14 protein-coding genes are annotated in these 15,473 nt (G+C 54.7%); 1 reads left to right on the top strand and 13 read right to left on the bottom strand.

What is annotated here, in order from left to right; all coding sequences use genetic code 11:
* Nucleotides 1-65: 65 nt before the first annotated feature.
* Both GNG26_RS19855 and GNG26_RS19850 read right to left on the bottom strand, forming a co-directional pair.
* Nucleotides 66-3,179: an efflux RND transporter permease subunit gene (locus GNG26_RS19855; RefSeq protein ID WP_156239841.1), complete on the bottom strand. Its 3,114-nt coding sequence runs from the start codon at nucleotides 3,177-3,179 to the stop codon at nucleotides 66-68.
* A 10-nt stretch (nucleotides 3,180-3,189) separates the two neighbouring features.
* Complete coding sequence (locus GNG26_RS19850; RefSeq protein WP_114316557.1) at nucleotides 3,190-4,329, bottom strand: efflux RND transporter periplasmic adaptor subunit; 1,140 nt, start codon at nucleotides 4,327-4,329, stop codon at nucleotides 3,190-3,192.
* A gap of 393 nt (nucleotides 4,330-4,722) precedes the next feature.
* Here GNG26_RS19850 and envR point away from each other — a divergent pair, with 393 nt between their 5' ends.
* On the top strand, nucleotides 4,723-5,361 hold the full coding sequence (gene envR / locus GNG26_RS19845; protein WP_156239840.1) for an acrEF/envCD operon transcriptional regulator: 639 nt from the start codon (nucleotides 4,723-4,725) through the stop codon (nucleotides 5,359-5,361).
* Nucleotides 5,362-5,371: 10 nt separating this feature from the next.
* Here the strand turns inward: envR and GNG26_RS19840 are convergent, their stop codons facing one another.
* The 11 genes from GNG26_RS19840 to aroQ form a co-directional block, all read right to left on the bottom strand.
* Entirely contained in the window at nucleotides 5,372-7,453 is a 2,082-nt protein-coding gene (locus tag GNG26_RS19840) for a bifunctional diguanylate cyclase/phosphodiesterase (RefSeq protein ID WP_156239839.1), read from the bottom strand.
* Between the two features lie 127 nt (nucleotides 7,454-7,580).
* Complete coding sequence (locus tag GNG26_RS19835) at nucleotides 7,581-7,745, bottom strand: DUF2556 family protein (RefSeq protein ID WP_039030652.1); 165 nt, start codon at nucleotides 7,743-7,745, stop codon at nucleotides 7,581-7,583.
* A gap of 200 nt (nucleotides 7,746-7,945) precedes the next feature.
* Nucleotides 7,946-8,242, bottom strand: a complete 297-nt coding sequence (gene fis / locus GNG26_RS19830; RefSeq protein WP_000462905.1) for a DNA-binding transcriptional regulator Fis — start codon at nucleotides 8,240-8,242, stop codon at nucleotides 7,946-7,948.
* Nucleotides 8,243-8,265: 23 nt separating this feature from the next.
* Nucleotides 8,266-9,231 carry a tRNA dihydrouridine synthase DusB gene (gene dusB / locus GNG26_RS19825; RefSeq protein WP_039030651.1) on the bottom strand — a complete coding sequence of 322 codons (966 nt, stop codon included), beginning with the start codon at nucleotides 9,229-9,231 and terminating at the stop codon, nucleotides 8,266-8,268.
* Nucleotides 9,232-9,561: 330 nt separating this feature from the next.
* Entirely contained in the window at nucleotides 9,562-10,302 is a 741-nt protein-coding gene (locus GNG26_RS19820) for a carbonic anhydrase (RefSeq protein ID WP_156239838.1), read from the bottom strand.
* 120 nt (nucleotides 10,303-10,422) lie between these two features.
* Nucleotides 10,423-11,304, bottom strand: coding sequence for a 50S ribosomal protein L11 methyltransferase (gene prmA / locus GNG26_RS19815; RefSeq protein ID WP_103824972.1), 882 nt, complete (start codon nucleotides 11,302-11,304; stop codon nucleotides 10,423-10,425).
* A gap of 11 nt (nucleotides 11,305-11,315) precedes the next feature.
* Complete coding sequence (gene panF, locus GNG26_RS19810; protein ID WP_156239837.1) at nucleotides 11,316-12,767, bottom strand: sodium/pantothenate symporter; 1,452 nt, start codon at nucleotides 12,765-12,767, stop codon at nucleotides 11,316-11,318.
* Nucleotides 12,757-13,002: a YhdT family protein gene (locus GNG26_RS19805; protein WP_114385646.1), complete on the bottom strand. Its 246-nt coding sequence runs from the start codon at nucleotides 13,000-13,002 to the stop codon at nucleotides 12,757-12,759. Before GNG26_RS19805 ends, panF begins: the two co-directional genes overlap by 11 nt.
* Before the next feature lie 109 nt (nucleotides 13,003-13,111).
* The gene (gene accC, locus GNG26_RS19800; RefSeq protein WP_156239836.1) at nucleotides 13,112-14,461 is read right to left on the bottom strand and encodes an acetyl-CoA carboxylase biotin carboxylase subunit; all 1,350 of its coding nucleotides are present in this window, start codon (nucleotides 14,459-14,461) and stop codon (nucleotides 13,112-13,114) included.
* 10 nt (nucleotides 14,462-14,471) lie between these two features.
* Nucleotides 14,472-14,942, bottom strand: a complete 471-nt coding sequence (gene accB, locus GNG26_RS19795) for an acetyl-CoA carboxylase biotin carboxyl carrier protein (protein WP_103824968.1) — start codon at nucleotides 14,940-14,942, stop codon at nucleotides 14,472-14,474.
* A gap of 22 nt (nucleotides 14,943-14,964) precedes the next feature.
* On the bottom strand, nucleotides 14,965-15,417 hold the full coding sequence (gene aroQ / locus GNG26_RS19790; RefSeq protein ID WP_103824967.1) for a type II 3-dehydroquinate dehydratase: 453 nt from the start codon (nucleotides 15,415-15,417) through the stop codon (nucleotides 14,965-14,967).
* Nucleotides 15,418-15,473: the final 56 nt, after the last annotated feature.

The following is a 15,473-nucleotide window of genomic DNA, read 5'->3' as shown; positions in this document are numbered from 1 at the left end:
TGAAATGGATAAGAATAATTTTGTGTTTATTATCATGAATAAAGGCGCCGGAGCGCCTTTATCTATTACTGTTCCTGATGACGCGTAAAGCGTCGCCGCACTACCACAAAGAAGACCGGCACAAAGAAGATTGCCAGCAGGGTAGCTGAAAGCATACCGCCCATCACGCCGGTCCCCACGGCGTTTTGCGCGCCGCTGCCCGCTCCGTGACTGATGACCAGCGGCAACACACCAAGGATAAATGCCAGCGAGGTCATGAGGATAGGACGAAGGCGCATGCGTGATGCCTCCAGCGTGGCTTCAATAATCCCTTTCCCCTCTTTCTCCATCAGATCCTTAGCAAACTCGACAATCAGGATGGCGTTCTTTGCCGATAGACCAATAGTGGTGAGCAGCCCCACCTGGAAGTAGACGTCATTATTCAGCCCACGCAGGGAAGCGGCCAGCAGGGCACCAACCACCCCTAATGGCACCACCAGCATTACCGAGAAAGGAATCGACCAGCTCTCATACAGCGCCGCCAGGCAGAGGAACACCACCACCAGCGAGATGGCATACAGGGCAGGCGCCTGGTTGCCGGAGAGCCGTTCCTGATAAGACATGCCTGTCCAGTCGTAACCGATGCCGGTTGGCAGTTTCGCCGCCAGTTTTTCCATTAGCACCATGGCTTCACCGGTACTCTTGCCGGGCGCGGCTTCCCCGAGGATCTCCATGGAAGGGCTGCCGTTATAGCGCTCCAGGCGCGGTGAGCCGTATATCCAGTGCGACTGGCTGAACGCGGAGAGCGGCACCATTTCACCGTTGGCGCTGCGGACATAGAGGCGATTAATATCCTCCGGCAGCATCCTGAAGTGGGCATCCGCCTGGACATAGACTTTCTTCACCCGGCCACGGTCGATGTAGTCATTGACATAGGTACCCCCCAGCGCGGTGGAGATGATCTGGTTGATGTCCGACACGCTCACGCCCAGCGCCTGCGCTTTTTCCTGATCGATATCCAGCTTGAACTGCGGGGTATCTTCCAGCCCATTGGGACGCACACGCACCAGCATATCGCTGTGCTCTTTGATCATGCCCAGCAGCTGGTTTCGCGCCTGCGTTAGCTGGTTATGTCCCAGGTTGGCCTGGTCAATCAGTTCAAAATCGAAGCCCGTTGCGGTGCCCAGTTCGATAATGGCGGGCAGGTTGAACGGGAAGACCAGCCCGTCTTTGATCTGACTAAAGGCCCGTGTTGCCCGGCTGACGATGGCCCCAACGCTGTTTTCCGCACCCGGGCGCTCCTCCCAGGGCTTCAGGCTGATAAACGCCACCCCGGCGTTTTGCCCCTGGCCGCTGAAGCTGAAGCCGTTAACGGTAAACACCGATTCTACGTTGGCCTTCTCATTGTTGAGGTAGTAGTGCTCAACCTGATCCAGCACCTTCTGGGTGCGGCTTTGCGTCGCGCCCGCCGGAAGCTGCACCATCGTCATAAACACGCCCTGATCCTCTTCCGGCAGGAAAGAGGTGGGCAGGCGCAGGAACAGCACCGCCATGCCGCCGACAATCAGGACATAGACCACCAGGTAGCGGCCCGTCTTACGCAGAATATGGCTCACGCTGTTGCTGTAATGGGCCACGCTTCTGTCGAACAGGGCATTAAACCAGCCGAAAAAGCCGCCTTTGTTCTCATGATGCTCGCTGGGGGCTTTCAGCAGGGTGGCACACAGGGCAGGAGTCAGAATCAGCGCCACCAGTACCGAGAGGGCCATCGCCGAAACAATGGTCAGGGAGAACTGGCGATAAATCGCCCCGGTGGAGCCGCCGAAAAAGGCCATCGGGATAAATACCGCTGAGAGCACCATGGCGATGCCGACCAGCGCTCCCTGAATTTGCGACATCGATTTTTGCGTCGCCTCTTTTGGCGGGAGTTTCTCCTCCACCATCACGCGCTCGACGTTTTCCACCACCACGATGGCATCATCCACCAGCAAGCCTATTGCCAGCACCATACCAAACATGGTCAGGGTGTTTATCGAGAAGCCAAACGCCGCCAGTACCGCAAAGGTGCCCAGCAGAACCACCGGCACGGCAATGGTCGGGATGAGCGTGGCCCGCAGGTTTTGCAGGAACAGGTACATCACGAGGAAGACGAGAATGATGGCTTCAAACAACGTCTTGACCACTTCATGAATGGAGATCTTCACGAACGGCGTGGTGTCATAGGGGTAGACCACCTTCAGCCCCTGCGGGAAGAAGGCTTGCAGCTGCGCCAGTTTGCTTTTAATCGCCGCGGCGGTATCCAGCGCGTTGGCTCCGGTAGCGAGCTTAATACCGAGACCGGTTGCCGCCTGACCATTGATTTTGGTCACCATGTTGTAGTTTTCGCCGCCTGGCGCAATGCGGGCGACATCTTTCAGATGCACCATCGACCCGTCCTGATTGACCTTCAGGGTGATGTTGCCAAACTCCTCTGCGGTTTTCAGGCGCGTCTGGGCGATGATGGAGGCGTTGAGCTGCTGGCCCGGCACCGACGGCGTTCCGCCGAGCTGACCGGCGGCAATCTGGTTGTTCTGGGTTTTTAACTGGTTAATCACGTCCAGTGGCGTTAACTGATAAGCGTTCAGCTTATTCGCATCCAGCCAGATACGCATCGCATATTGGGCGCCAAACAGCTGCACATCGCCCACCCCGGAGGTGCGGCTGATAGCATCCTTGACGTTAGAGGCGACATAGTCGGAGATATCTTCCTGGCTCAGGTTCTTATTGTCCGAGACAAAACCGGCCACCAGCAGGAAGCTGCTGCTCGACTTCTCCACGCTAATCCCTTGCTGCTGCACTTCCTGCGGCAGTAACGGCATGGCCAGCTGCAGCTTGTTCTGCACCTGTACCTGAGCGATATCCGGATCGGTTCCCGACTGGAAGGTCAGGGTGAGGGTAACACTGCCCGCTGAATCGCTGGTGGAGGACATGTACATGAGGTTATCGATACCGTTCATGTTCTGCTCGATAACCTGGGTCACCGTATCCTGCACCGTCTGGGCATCCGCGCCGGGATAGGTCGCCGAGATAGCCACGGCAGGCGGCGCAATGGTGGGATACTGCGCCACCGGCAGCTTCAGGATCGCAAGCCCGCCCGCCAGCATCAGGATAATGGACAGCACCCACGCAAAGATTGGGCGCTGAATAAAGAAGTTAGCCATGCTCTGTTCCTTATCCCACTTTCTGCGCAGCGGTGTCCGGCGTTGCCACCACCGCGACGCCAGGACGTACTTTTTGCAGCCCGCTGATAATCACCCGGTCGCCTTCCTGTAGGCCGTCTGTAACCAGCCATTGATCGCCAATCGCCTGAGGGGCGACAACGTTACGGGCTTCAACCTGGTTTTTACTGTTGACCACCATCACGCTGGCCTCACCGCGTGGGGTGCGCGTAACGCCCTGTTGTGGAACCAGAATGGCGTGCGGCTGGGTGCCTTCATTAATGCGCGCGCGGACAAACATGCCGGGCAGCAGGATATGTTGCGGGTTGGGGAAAATAGCCCGCAGGGTGATGGAGCCGGTGCTCTCATCCACGGTGACATCTGAGAATTGCAGCGATCCTTTTAACGGATAGGGCTGACCGTTTTCCATCAACAGCTGTACGCTGCTGGTGCCTTCGCCGGTCTGCAGGCTGGACTGCTTGAGACGCATAAAATCGTTGCTGGACTGTGTAACATCGACATAAATCGGATCAAGCTGCTGAACCGTTGCCAGCGCTGTGGCCTGTCCGTTCGCGACCAGGGCACCTTCGGTGACGCTGGATTTACCGATCCGCCCGCTGATAGGCGACGTCACTTTGGTGTACGCAAGGTTGATGCGCGCGGTTTCGACGGCGGCTTTGGCTGCAATCACCGAGGCATCAGCCTGACGGGCATTCGCCACTGACTGATCGTACTCCTGTTTGCTGACGTACTGCGTGCCGACCAGGGGTAAATAGCGTTTTACCGTCAGGTGAGCAATGCTGGCGGCAGCCTGGGCTTTTGCCAGTTCCCCTGAAGCACTATCAAATGCGGCCTGATAAGAGGCGGGATCGATCTGATACAGTGACTCGCCAGCTTTCACATCGCTGCCTTCAGTAAAGTTGCGCTTCAGTACAATGCCGCTGACCTGCGGGCGAACCTCGGCGACGCGGTAAGCATCGGTCCGGCCAGGCAGCTCGGTGGTCACCTCCAGCGGCGCACTCTTCACGACATGCACCACGACCTGGGGTGTCGGCGGCTGCTGCGCCTGGCCTGCATGATCATCACAACCCACAAGCAATGCGGCACCGATGATAAAACCGGATAAGGGTAAAAACCTGAAATTAGGCGTCATGACTATTCCTTCAAAATCATCAATCCGCATTAACCGACACGGTTAAGCGTTAAATAGAGGTAAACGGAAAAGGGCGGGCGCCATAATAAAGAATGGCCGTGCGGGTTTTTGATTTATAAGTGCGGAGAAGGAACTGAGGATAAAAAAAAGAGCAGCGAGTGAGCGTAAACAATGATATAGCACGTCCGGCTATGTATTGCTGGCCGTTTTGCTTTAGATGCATTCATGTATTTTATGAATTGAATGCCTGGTAGATATCATCATGGTTTATAAGTTAGGTGAGTTAACTTTTTTTGTTCATATTTATTTTCCTGACTGATAGATAATTCCTGCTCCGACGATTATTGTCGTTGTTTAATAAAAGTAACCAATCCGTTAAATGAGTGATTTTCTATGGGGCGCAAAACCAAGGCCGAGGCGCAGAAGACACGCCAGTTATTGATTGAGGCGGCAATAGAGCAGTTCGCTACACGGGGTGTCGCCAACACGACGCTGACGGATATCGCCGATGCCGCCTGCCTGACACGGGGAGCCGTTTACTGGCATTTCACCAGTAAAGCCGAGATATTTAACGCTATCTGGCAGGAGCAACGCCCGCTGCGCGAGATTATTCGCGGTCAGCTGTCGCAGGCAGAAGAGAGCGATCCTTTATTAACTTTGCGTGAGCAGTTTGTTACCGCTTTGCAATATATTGCCCAGGATCGGCGCCAGCGGACTTTATTGCAGATCCTGTATCACAAATGTGAATTTGATGAGGATATGATTTCAGAAACCCAAATTCGCGAAAGGATTGGATTCAATTATGAAAACGTCCGTGAAATATTGCAGAGAGGCATTATGCTTGGCAGCATCTCCGCGCAGATCAATATCGACACGACGTTAATTGTTTTGCATGGCTTTTTTTGCGGGCTGATTAAAAACTGGTTAATGAGCCCGGAACACCTGGATCTCTACCGGCAGGCCCCGGAACTGGTCGACAATATTCTCTCAACGTTGCCGATAGCCCATAGAGAATACGACACCGCCTCATAGCGACATCGCGTCAGATTTGCTGCGTCAACATGGCCTGCGGATCGCGGCTCAGAGCGTTGATAGCTTGTGCCGTGACGGGTTTACCCAGCAGATAGCCCTGTAGCGTATTACATCCCAGATTGGTCAAAAAGGTCTGCTGCTCTTCGGTTTCCACCCCTTCGGCAACCACCTTCAGATTGAGCGTTTTTGCCAGCGCAACAATGGCGGAAACGATGGTTGCATCATCACCCGTGCTGTTGAGATCTTTCACAAACGCCCGATCAATTTTCAGCTCGCAGGCGGGCAACTTTTTCAGGTACAGCAGGCTGGAATAGCCGGTGCCAAAATCATCGATCGAGGCTTTTACCCCGGCCTGAGTCAACTCAGTCAGCACCCGGACGCTCTCATCGGGGTTATTCATGGCCGTGGTTTCGGTCACTTCCAGAATCAGGGTATGCGGCGGAATACGGTGTCGCGCCAGGCTGCCCATCACTGTCTCAACCAGCTGGGGCTGTTCAAACTGCAGCGTAGAGAGGTTCACCGCCATCGACCATTCAGTATGGCCGTCAAGATGCCATACGCGCAGCTGGCGGCACGCTTCATCAATTACCCAGTTGCCGATAGGAATAATCAGCCCGCTTTTTTCTGCCAGCGGCAGGAACTGGTCGGGAGATAACAAGCCCTGGACAGGATGTTGCCAGCGCAGCAGGGCTTCAAAGCCGACAATGGGGCCCATCGGCGCCTGGAACTTAGGCTGATAGACCAGATGCAGCTCCTTGCGCTCCAGCGCCAGCCATAGATCGTTCATTAGCTGTAGCTGATTTTGCGCCAGGGTATTCATCGACGGCTGGAAGAAGTGATAGCCGTTACGCCCCATGTGCTTGGTGTGATACATCGCCGCATCGGCGTTGAACATCAGTTCGCGCTGGTTTTTGCCGTCATGGGGATAAATAGCGATGCCCACGCTAAGCGTCACTACCACATCGTACAGCTCAAGGCTGAAAGGCTGATCGATAACGTGCACCAGCGAGCTGGCGAGTGATGCGGCATCGTTGGGAGAGTCGATCTCGGCCAGCAGCACAAACTCGTCGCCACCAATACGAGCGAGGGTGTACTGGCCCTTCAGGGGCTGTTCCAGACGCTCAGTCACGGCAACCAATAGCTTATCGCCCGTATCATGGCCGTAGGCATCGTTAACAGCTTTGAAGCCATCCAGATCCATAAACAGCAGGGCAAACAGTTTGCCTTCGCGATCGGCTTTGTTGATCGCCTGCTCGAGACGATCTTCCAGCAGTACGCGGTTCGGCAAGCGGGTCAGCGTATCGTGCAGCGCCAGCTGGGCCAGCTCGCGGTTGGCTTCCGCCAGCGATGAGGCGAGAAGGGAGGTGCGGGCCTGCAGCCGGGCATCAAACATAGAAACCAGCAGCGTAATACCCAGAATAGAGAGCGCCACAACGCTCACCAGCACCGCCAACCAGCTGCCGTTCACCCCCTGATGATGCATATGCACCTGAAGTGGAAACTGGGCCGCTTTCATGCCGGTGTAGTGCATGCCGGCAATCGCGATGCCCATCAGCACGGCAGCGCCCGCACGCATCAGCGCGACCTGGGCGGCATCCCGCCGTAAACGGAACGTCAGCCACAGGGCGGCCAGCGAGGCGAGGAGGGCGATAACCACCGACAGCGCAACCCAGCGCATATTCCAGACGATAGCGGGCGCTACCTGCAAAGCTTTCATGCCGGTGTAGTGCATCGCCACGATACCGGTCCCCAGGATCACCGCGCCGGTAAACAAGCGGCGTTTGCGTAAATGATCGCGGCTCACCAGCCAGAGGGCAAACAGCGAGGCGCCAATGGCGATCAGCATGGAAAGACCTGTTTTTGGCAGGTCGTAGTTCATCCGCATGGAGATATCCATCGCCAGCATGCCGATAAAATGCATGGCCCATATCCCGATACCCATAGCGATCCCCCCGCCCGTCAGCCAGATATGTGCCGCAACGCCGGTACTGCCGGCAACCCGCCCTGCCATATTCAGCGCGGTATAGGATGCAAGAATGGCGACAACAAAGGAGATAACCACAAGAAGTTGGTCGTATTGGCTAACCAGCATGATCTCATCAACTCATACGCAGTGGGGTATTACGTGATACCGGGTGAGACGGGCTGAGACATTATCATCCAACAGAGATGCCTCAAAGGTTTTTAAAACCGCACATTTTTCGAGGAAAAGCAGGCGTTTAATCCAGATCCGAGCAATTAACCAGCTTAAGCGGATTAACCGAATTCATGTTGCGGCATTGGTCCGTTTCCGTAGACATCAACTCAATCCACTGCATTAGCAGCGCATCGAAAAGGAAAACGCTAATCGCGAAGACGACTAACCACCAATACTTACGGATCATTCGGAATTTCCGGGGACAATTGACAAGAGTGCAGGAAATATACACGAAAAATAGCGGCTGAGAAGTGGGCTGAGAGATGTTTACGTTTCGGGGGATAATGGTGTGAGAAGCGTTAAAAAACGAGGGAAGGCCAGGCATAAAAAAAGGCGCTTCCCCATGCCGGTTCGCGCCTTTTTAAACAAGCATTTAGCTAATCGAAATTAGTTCATGCCGTATTTTTTCAGTTTCTTACGCAGCGTACCACGGTTGATGCCCATCATCAGAGCAGCACGGGTCTGGTTACCGCGGGTGTATTGCATCACCATGTCCAACAGGGGCTGTTCAACTTCAGCCAGTACCAGCTCATACAGGTCGTTAACGTCCTGACCATTCAGTTGAGCAAAATAGTTCTTCAGTGCCTGTTTAACCGAGTCACGCAGGGGCTTTTGAGTTACCTGGTCCTGAGAGTTAACGGTGGAAACGGTCAGTACGTCAGAATTTACGCGTTGTTCGAACATAGTTCTGTCAGCTCTTTATTTCATTACGCAAGATTTTCGAAGTATGCCTCCAACGCCTCCAGCTGTTCGCTGGCATCCTCTATGGCGTTGAATGTGCGCCGAAACTGGTCATCCGGAGCGTGTTCCTGGAGATACCAGGATACGTGTTTACGCGCAATTCGGTACCCTTTAGCCTGACCATAAAAGTCGTGCAGTTCCCGAATATGTGCGCATAGCAAGTGCTTAACCTCTGCCAGCGGCAGCGGGGCAAGCAACTCCCCAGTGTCCAGATAATGCTGGATTTCCCGAAAGATCCAGGGTCTTCCCTGAGCTGCACGTCCTATCATCAGAGCATCAGCCCCTGTATAGTCGAGCACAGCTCTGGCTTTAAGCGGGTCAGTAATGTCGCCATTCGCGATAATCGGAATGGAAACTTTCTGCTTAACTGCCCGAATGCTGTCGTATTCAGCTTCACCGTTGAACAAACAGGCGCGGGTGCGTCCATGTATGGTCAGGGCCTGAATGCCACAGTCTTCGGCCAGTTGGGCAATCTCTACACAGTTACGGTGATCCGGCGACCAACCCGTGCGAATCTTTAACGTAACAGGAACGTCCACTGCGCTGACAACCGCGGTCAGGATTGACTTCACCTGATCGGGGTATTGCAGAAGGGCTGAACCCGCAAGCTTGCGATTCACCTTTTTGGCCGGGCATCCCATATTGATATCAATAATCTGGGCGCCACTTTCCACGTTGATACGCGCGGCATCTGCCATCTCTTCAGGCACGCTCCCGGCGATTTGCACGGTGCGGATACCTGGTTCGTCAATATGCACCATCCGAAGACGGGATTTATCGCTTTCCCAAACCTGCGGGTTAGACGACATCATCTCTGAAACGGTTAATCCTGCTCCCATCTCATAGCACAGCGTCCTGAATGGTCGGTCGGTAATACCTGCCATAGGTGCTGCGATCAGGCGATTTCTGAGCTGGTGGTTTCCGATGCGCATGAGTTAAGAAATGACCATACTGTGACTGCAAGGCGGCGTATCTTACGCATTTTTTGCACGAGATGAAAGGCCAAACTTTGAACAATCCCCTGTTGCAGATCATGGAATCACAGGCGAAGCTATTGCTGTGTAAATATAATTTATTTAAATCATGCATTTAATGAATTATGCTGTTTTTATGACCGCTTACAATTTCCCAAAACTTCTCGTTTATTCTTAATGAATGAAACCTCCCGGCGAGATAATCTGCTGTTTTTAACAGCAGATTTCCCCTGTTCTTTGCGATCTGCGTCGCATTTTAGAACATCATGTCAGGGCCGGGATTGTGCATTATTCAACCACAATACGACCGTGGAGCGACTGTACCGGGCGGTTATTATTGTGGTGCAGCGTATGATGGAATTTTTCCAGCTGTGTGGCTGAGAGTGTCAGGGGATGCTTCATGACTATCCAGGTCACGCCTTCAGAGCAGGGCGGGGTGGTCAATGAACCGCTAAAGCGCCAGTAGGTTTTATCCGCTGGCAGCAGATGGTCCAGATCCAGATGTTCTGTTATGGCGGTCGACTCTTCCGGCTGCGCAGGCATGGCGCGCCACAGTTTTTCCAGTTGCGGATTGGCGGCCCCCTGCTCAAACATCACGGCGACGACGGCGATCTCACCTTCGTCATTCTTGTGTACCAGATGCATTTCCATCGCGTATGTTTTGCCCCGCACAGTATTTTCACTGGGGGCATGGAAGTGGAACTGCTGTAGCATCCACTTTTTACCGTCGAGGGTAATGCTGTCCTGGGTATTGATTTTTTCGCCTGCCTGAATGGTATGGCCGTTGTTAATCAACGTGGCCGGGCCGTCCGTATAGTGAGTGACCAGCGGGTTGAGGTGGGCTTTCAGCGATGAGTCAATATTGATAGGGGATTGGTTCATCCCGGTCCGGCAAGTCTTCCAGGCTTCATCCAGCTCGCCCCAATGCTCGGGGGCGCCTTCCCCTTCGTAACTCCAGTGTGAAGCGTATCCTGAAGCGGACATGATACTCAGCGTCAGTAGCGCGGCCTTGCCAATACGTCTGGTCATAATATTCTTCCGATGAATTGTATGTAAAATAAGACATATACTTCGAAGGGATATTATTACGAGGCTAAGCGCTTGTAAACGCGGTAAAAACTGCGTGGCCAGAACGGCCACGCGGCAGGATTACTTCTTACAACCCGTAATACGGCACCACTCCTCTTTCTCAACCACCGGGTCGAGAGCGAAAAGCTCGGTGTAGGCTTCGCATACGCTTTCTGCCTGGCTGGCAAGGATACCGGAAAGGCCCAGCAGACCGCCCTCAACGGGCAGCACGCTGATTAACGGTGCCAGCTCACGTAACGGGCCAGCCAGAATGTTCGCGACCACCACGTCCGCTTTCATGGCTTGCGGCTGGTCATTCGGCAGATAGAGTTCAAGACGATCGGAGACACCGTTGCGTTCGGCGTTATCGCGACTGGCCTGAATCGCCTGCGGATCGATATCGATCCCAATCGCTTTTGCCGCACCCAGCTTCAGGGCCGCGATGGCGAGGATCCCGGAACCGCAGCCAAAGTCGATCACCGTCTTGCCATCCAGATCCAGGCTATCCAGCCACTGCAGGCACAGAGAGGTGGTCGGGTGAGTACCGGTACCAAACGCCAGGCCCGGATCGAGCATCACGTTTACCGCATTTTCATCCGGCACGTCCCGCCAGCTCGGGCAGATCCACAGACGCTTACCGAACTGCATCGGGTGGAAGTTATCCATCCACTCGCGCTCCCAGTCTTTGTCCTCCAGCTGTTCAATCTTGTGCGCAAAACCGGCGCCCAGCAGCGGGTGATTTTCCAGAATCGCGACCACTTCAGCCATATCAGTTTCGGCGTCAAACAGGCCGATGACGTCGGTATCGCCCCAAAGACGCGTTTCACCCGGCAGCGGTTCAAACACTGGCGTGTCATGCGTGTCCTGGAAAGTGATGGAGACCGCTCCGGCCTCCATCAGCGCATCGCTCATCTCTTCGGCGTTAGCGCCGGTCGTATTCAGTTTTAATTGGATCCACGGCATGGCAAAACTCTTTATTTATCAGTAGAAATGACGACGCTCTGTGGAGCGGGATGACCGAAACGGTTCCCTACCACAAACGCCAGCAAACTTAGCAGTAACGAAGGCACAATCGGATGGAAGCCCAGGTACTGAATCTTAAAGGTGGCGAGCACGGCATAGAGTACGCCGCCGACAATCATCGCGCTCAGGGCACCGGCCGCGTTGGCACGCTCCCAGTAGAGCCCCAGCACCAGCGGCCAGAGGAACACTGCTTCCAGGCCACCAAACGCCAGCAGGTTGAGCCAGATGATCATCTCAGGCGGCTTCCATGCGGCCAGCAGCAGTAACGCGCCCAGCACCAGGGTGATGACGGCAGACATCCGCTTCAGGCGTCGCTCGTTGGTCATCTGATCCGGGCACATGTTCAGGTAGAGATCTTTAATGATCGTAGCGGAACTTTGCAGCAGCTGGGCGTTAATTGTCGACATGATCGCCGCCATTGGCGCGGCGAGGAAGATCCCGGCAGCAAACGGCGGCAGCACTTTCACCATCAGGGTAGGGATCACCAGATCCGGCACGGTTAAGTCAGGTATCACCGCCCGGCCCAGCGCGCCCGCAAGGTGCATACCGAACATCAGGATCGCCACCACGACAGTGCCGATGACAATCCCGCGGTGTACCGCCTTGCTGTCTTTATAGGAGATGCAGCGCACGGCGGTATGGGGTAAACCAATCACCCCGAAGCAGACCAGCACCCAGAAGGAGGTCATAAAGGTTGGCGACAGAATGTCGTCTGCACCCTGCGGCGAAACCAGTTTCGGATCGATGGCCTGCAATGTTTCTACCGCGTGGCTTAACCCGCCCGCCGCATGTACCACGCCCACCAGCAGCACAAGGGTGCCAATCAGCATTACCATGCCCTGCATGGTGTCGTTAAGCACGCTGGCGCGGAATCCGCCAAAGGCGGTATAGAGCGCAATACTGACCCCAAAAATCAGCAGGCCCGTTTCATAGGGGATCCCGGCAGCAGTCTCAAGCAGGCGCGCGCCGCCGATAAACTGCACGGTCATGGCACCTACGAAGGCCACCAGCAGGCTAAGGCTGGCCAGCCAGACCAGCAGGCGGCTCTGATATCGGGCAAACAGCATGTCGTTGAGGGTTACTGCATTATAACGACGCGCCAGGATAGCGAATTTCTTCCCCAGAATGCCCAGCGAGAGCCAGATGGCGGGGAGCTGGATCATCGCCAGCAATACCCAGCCCAGCCCATATTTATAGGCCGCACCCGGACCGCCAATAAAAGAGCTGGCGCTGATATAGGTGGCGGTCAGGGTCATCGCCAGCACAATACCGCCCATCGAGCGGCTGCCAAGAAAATACTCGTTCAGGAAGGTGCCCGTGGTTCTTTTGCGCATGGCATAAACGGACAGACCAAAAACAATAAAAAGATACGCGACGAGCGGCAGGATCACTTCAAGCTGCATTATCGTCATCCTCCAGCGGAATATCGCGATAGATGAATTTCACCATCGCCCAGCAGAGCAGAATAAACACCAGCGGGATGAGCAGGCAGGCCATCTCAAACCAATGCGGAAGACCGGTAATACCGATAGCAGAATCAGGTAAGTAAGCGGCCACTAACCATGCGGCGAGATAGAGAAGGGTTAGCCACAGCGCCCAGCGCGCTTCTTTATGGGCCTGAACAAAACGTTTGTCCATTTTTTGTCCCTTGTGGAAAAAGAAAGCGGGGATTGTACCTTATGGGGCCTGGCGATCCCCAGAAATAAAAAAAGGCCGGATTAACCGACCTTTTTACGCTTATGCAGGCTTATTTCTCATTGAGACCAAGTTTTTTCTCCAGATAGTGGATGTTGGTTCCACCATGCTGGAAGTTCTCGTCGCTCATGATACGCATCTGCAGATCAACGTTGGTTTTGATGCCGTCGATGATCAGCTCCTGCAGGGCATTCTTCATGCGGGCAATCGCCACATCACGGGATTCGCCGTAGCAGATCAGCTTGCCGATCATTGAGTCATAGTACGGCGGTACGGTGTAACCGGCGTAGATATGAGACTCCCAGCGCACACCAAAGCCACCCGGCGCGTGGAAACGCGTGATTTTACCCGGGCTTGGCAGGAAGATGTTCGGGTCTTCGGCGTTGATACGGCATTCCACCGCATGGCCTTTAACCACAACTTCTTCCTGCTTGATGGAGAGCGGCTGGCCCGCAGCGATACGCAGCTGCTCTTTGATCAGGTCAACGCCGGTGATCATTTCGGTAACCGGGTGTTCAACCTGAATACGGGTGTTCATCTCAATGAAGTAGAACTCGCCGTTTTCGAACAGGAACTCGAAAGTACCCGCCCCGCGGTAGCCGATATCCACACAGGCTTTGGCGCAACGCTCGCCGATGTAGCGACGCAGCTCCGGCGTGATGCCTGGTGCTGGTGCCTCTTCGACAACTTTCTGGTGACGACGCTGCATGGAGCAGTCACGTTCTGCCAGATAGATTGCGTTACCCTGACCGTCTGCCAGCACCTGAATTTCGATGTGGCGTGGGTTTTCCAGGTACTTCTCCATGTAGACCATGTCGTTGTTGAAAGCGGCTTTCGCTTCCGCTTTGGTCATGGAGATAGACTGGGCCAGTTCGGCATCGCTGCGCACAACGCGCATACCGCGACCGCCGCCACCGCCAGACGCTTTGATGATAACCGGATAGCCAATGCGTTTCGCATGGGCGCGGTTAGCATCCATATCGTCGCCCAGTGGGCCGTCGGAACCTGGTACGGTCGGTACGCCCGCTTTCTTCATTGCGGTGATCGCAGACACTTTATCGCCCATCAGACGGATGGTGTCGGCTTTCGGGCCGATGAAGATAAAGCCAGAGCGTTCAACCTGCTCAGCAAAGTTGGCGTTCTCAGAGAGGAAGCCATAACCCGGGTGAATAGCCACCGCGCCGGTGATCTCAGCGGCGCTGATGATTGCCGGGATGTTCAGATAGCTTTTGACGGACGGAGCCGGGCCAATACAGACCGTCTCATCCGCCAGTAATACGTGTTTCAGATCGCGGTCCGCGCTTGAGTGCACAGCGACGGTCTTGATGCCCAGCTCTTTACAGGCACGAAGGATGCGCAGGGCAATCTCGCCACGGTTAGCGATAACAATTTTATCCAGCATGTTCGCCTCGTTACTCGATGACGACCAGCGGCTCGTCAAATTCAACCGGCTGACCACTTTCGACCAGAATCGCTTTCACAGTACCTGACTTGTCTGCTTCGATCTGGTTCATCATTTTCATGGCTTCAACGATGCACAGGGTATCGCCCACGTTAACTTTCTGGCCCACTTCGATGAACGCTTTCGCGTCCGGGCTCGGGGTGCGGTAGAAAGTACCAACCATTGGGGAACGTACGATGTGGCCACTGATTTCAGCTGCTGCTGGCGCTTCCATTGCTGGAGCCGCTGCTGGCGCGACAGCGTTAGACAGCGCTGGCTGCTGCATCATTGGCGCAGCATAAGCCTGTTGCATAACCGGGAAGCCTGCGTTTGGCGCTGCACGGCTGATGCGTACAGACTCTTCGCCTTCAGAAATTTCCAGTTCGGAGATGCCTGATTCTTCAACCAGCTCGATCAGTTTTTTAATCTTACGAATATCCATGAGTGGGTTCCGTACTCTTTGTTTAGTGTGATTGTGACAGGCGTTTTACCGCTGTCTGTAAAGCGAATGAATAACCGTCAGCCCCCAGTCCACAGATGACGCCAGTGGCGATATCCGACAGGTAGGAGTGGTGGCGGAACGGCTCCCGCGCATGCACGTTGCTGAGGTGGATCTCAATAAATGGGATGCTCACTGCCAGCAGCGCGTCGCGAATAGCAACACTGGTGTGCGTAAACGCGGCCGGATTGATCAGGATATAGTCAGTCTTGTCTTTAGCCTGATGAATGCGGTCGATGAGTGCGTACTCCGCGTTCGACTGAAAATGGTCAAGTTCCACATTGAGCGCCGCGGCTTCGCTACACAGACGATTAACAATATCGGTGAGCGTCAGCGTGCCGTACTTCTCGGGTTCACGGGTGCCGAGCATATTCAGGTTCGGTCCGTTCAAAACTAAGATGTGAAACTTGTCAGCCATTGTGCCGCTATCTCCTGCGATTCTCCGGTAAAAAACAAAATATACCTTCGATGCGC

Origin of the sequence: Leclercia sp. J807, from assembly GCF_009734465.1 — a bacterium.
GTDB lineage: Bacteria > Pseudomonadota > Gammaproteobacteria > Enterobacterales > Enterobacteriaceae > Enterobacter.
The sequence above is the reverse complement of the archived record's forward strand: the minus strand, read 5'-3'. Positions and strand labels throughout refer to the sequence as shown.

Coding starts and splice junctions, on each gene's coding strand:
- accC (WP_156239836.1), bottom strand. CDS start 14,461: ATGCTGGATAAAATTGTTATCGCTAACCGTGGCGAGATTGCCCTGCGC.
- GNG26_RS19855 (WP_156239841.1), bottom strand. CDS start 3,179: ATGGCTAACTTCTTTATTCAGCGCCCAATCTTTGCGTGGGTGCTGTCC.
- aroQ (WP_103824967.1), bottom strand. CDS start 15,417: ATGGCTGACAAGTTTCACATCTTAGTTTTGAACGGACCGAACCTGAAT.
- GNG26_RS19835 (WP_039030652.1), bottom strand. CDS start 7,745: ATGATCCGTAAGTATTGGTGGTTAGTCGTCTTCGCGATTAGCGTTTTC.
- GNG26_RS19805 (WP_114385646.1), bottom strand. CDS start 13,002: ATGGACAAACGTTTTGTTCAGGCCCATAAAGAAGCGCGCTGGGCGCTG.
- panF (WP_156239837.1), bottom strand. CDS start 12,767: ATGCAGCTTGAAGTGATCCTGCCGCTCGTCGCGTATCTTTTTATTGTT.
- accB (WP_103824968.1), bottom strand. CDS start 14,942: ATGGATATTCGTAAGATTAAAAAACTGATCGAGCTGGTTGAAGAATCA.
- envR (WP_156239840.1), top strand. CDS start 4,723: ATGGGGCGCAAAACCAAGGCCGAGGCGCAGAAGACACGCCAGTTATTG.
- prmA (WP_103824972.1), bottom strand. CDS start 11,304: ATGCCGTGGATCCAATTAAAACTGAATACGACCGGCGCTAACGCCGAA.
- dusB (WP_039030651.1), bottom strand. CDS start 9,231: ATGCGCATCGGAAACCACCAGCTCAGAAATCGCCTGATCGCAGCACCT.
- GNG26_RS19840 (WP_156239839.1), bottom strand. CDS start 7,453: ATGCTGGTTAGCCAATACGACCAACTTCTTGTGGTTATCTCCTTTGTT.
- GNG26_RS19820 (WP_156239838.1), bottom strand. CDS start 10,302: ATGACCAGACGTATTGGCAAGGCCGCGCTACTGACGCTGAGTATCATG.
- fis (WP_000462905.1), bottom strand. CDS start 8,242: ATGTTCGAACAACGCGTAAATTCTGACGTACTGACCGTTTCCACCGTT.
- GNG26_RS19850 (WP_114316557.1), bottom strand. CDS start 4,329: ATGACGCCTAATTTCAGGTTTTTACCCTTATCCGGTTTTATCATCGGT.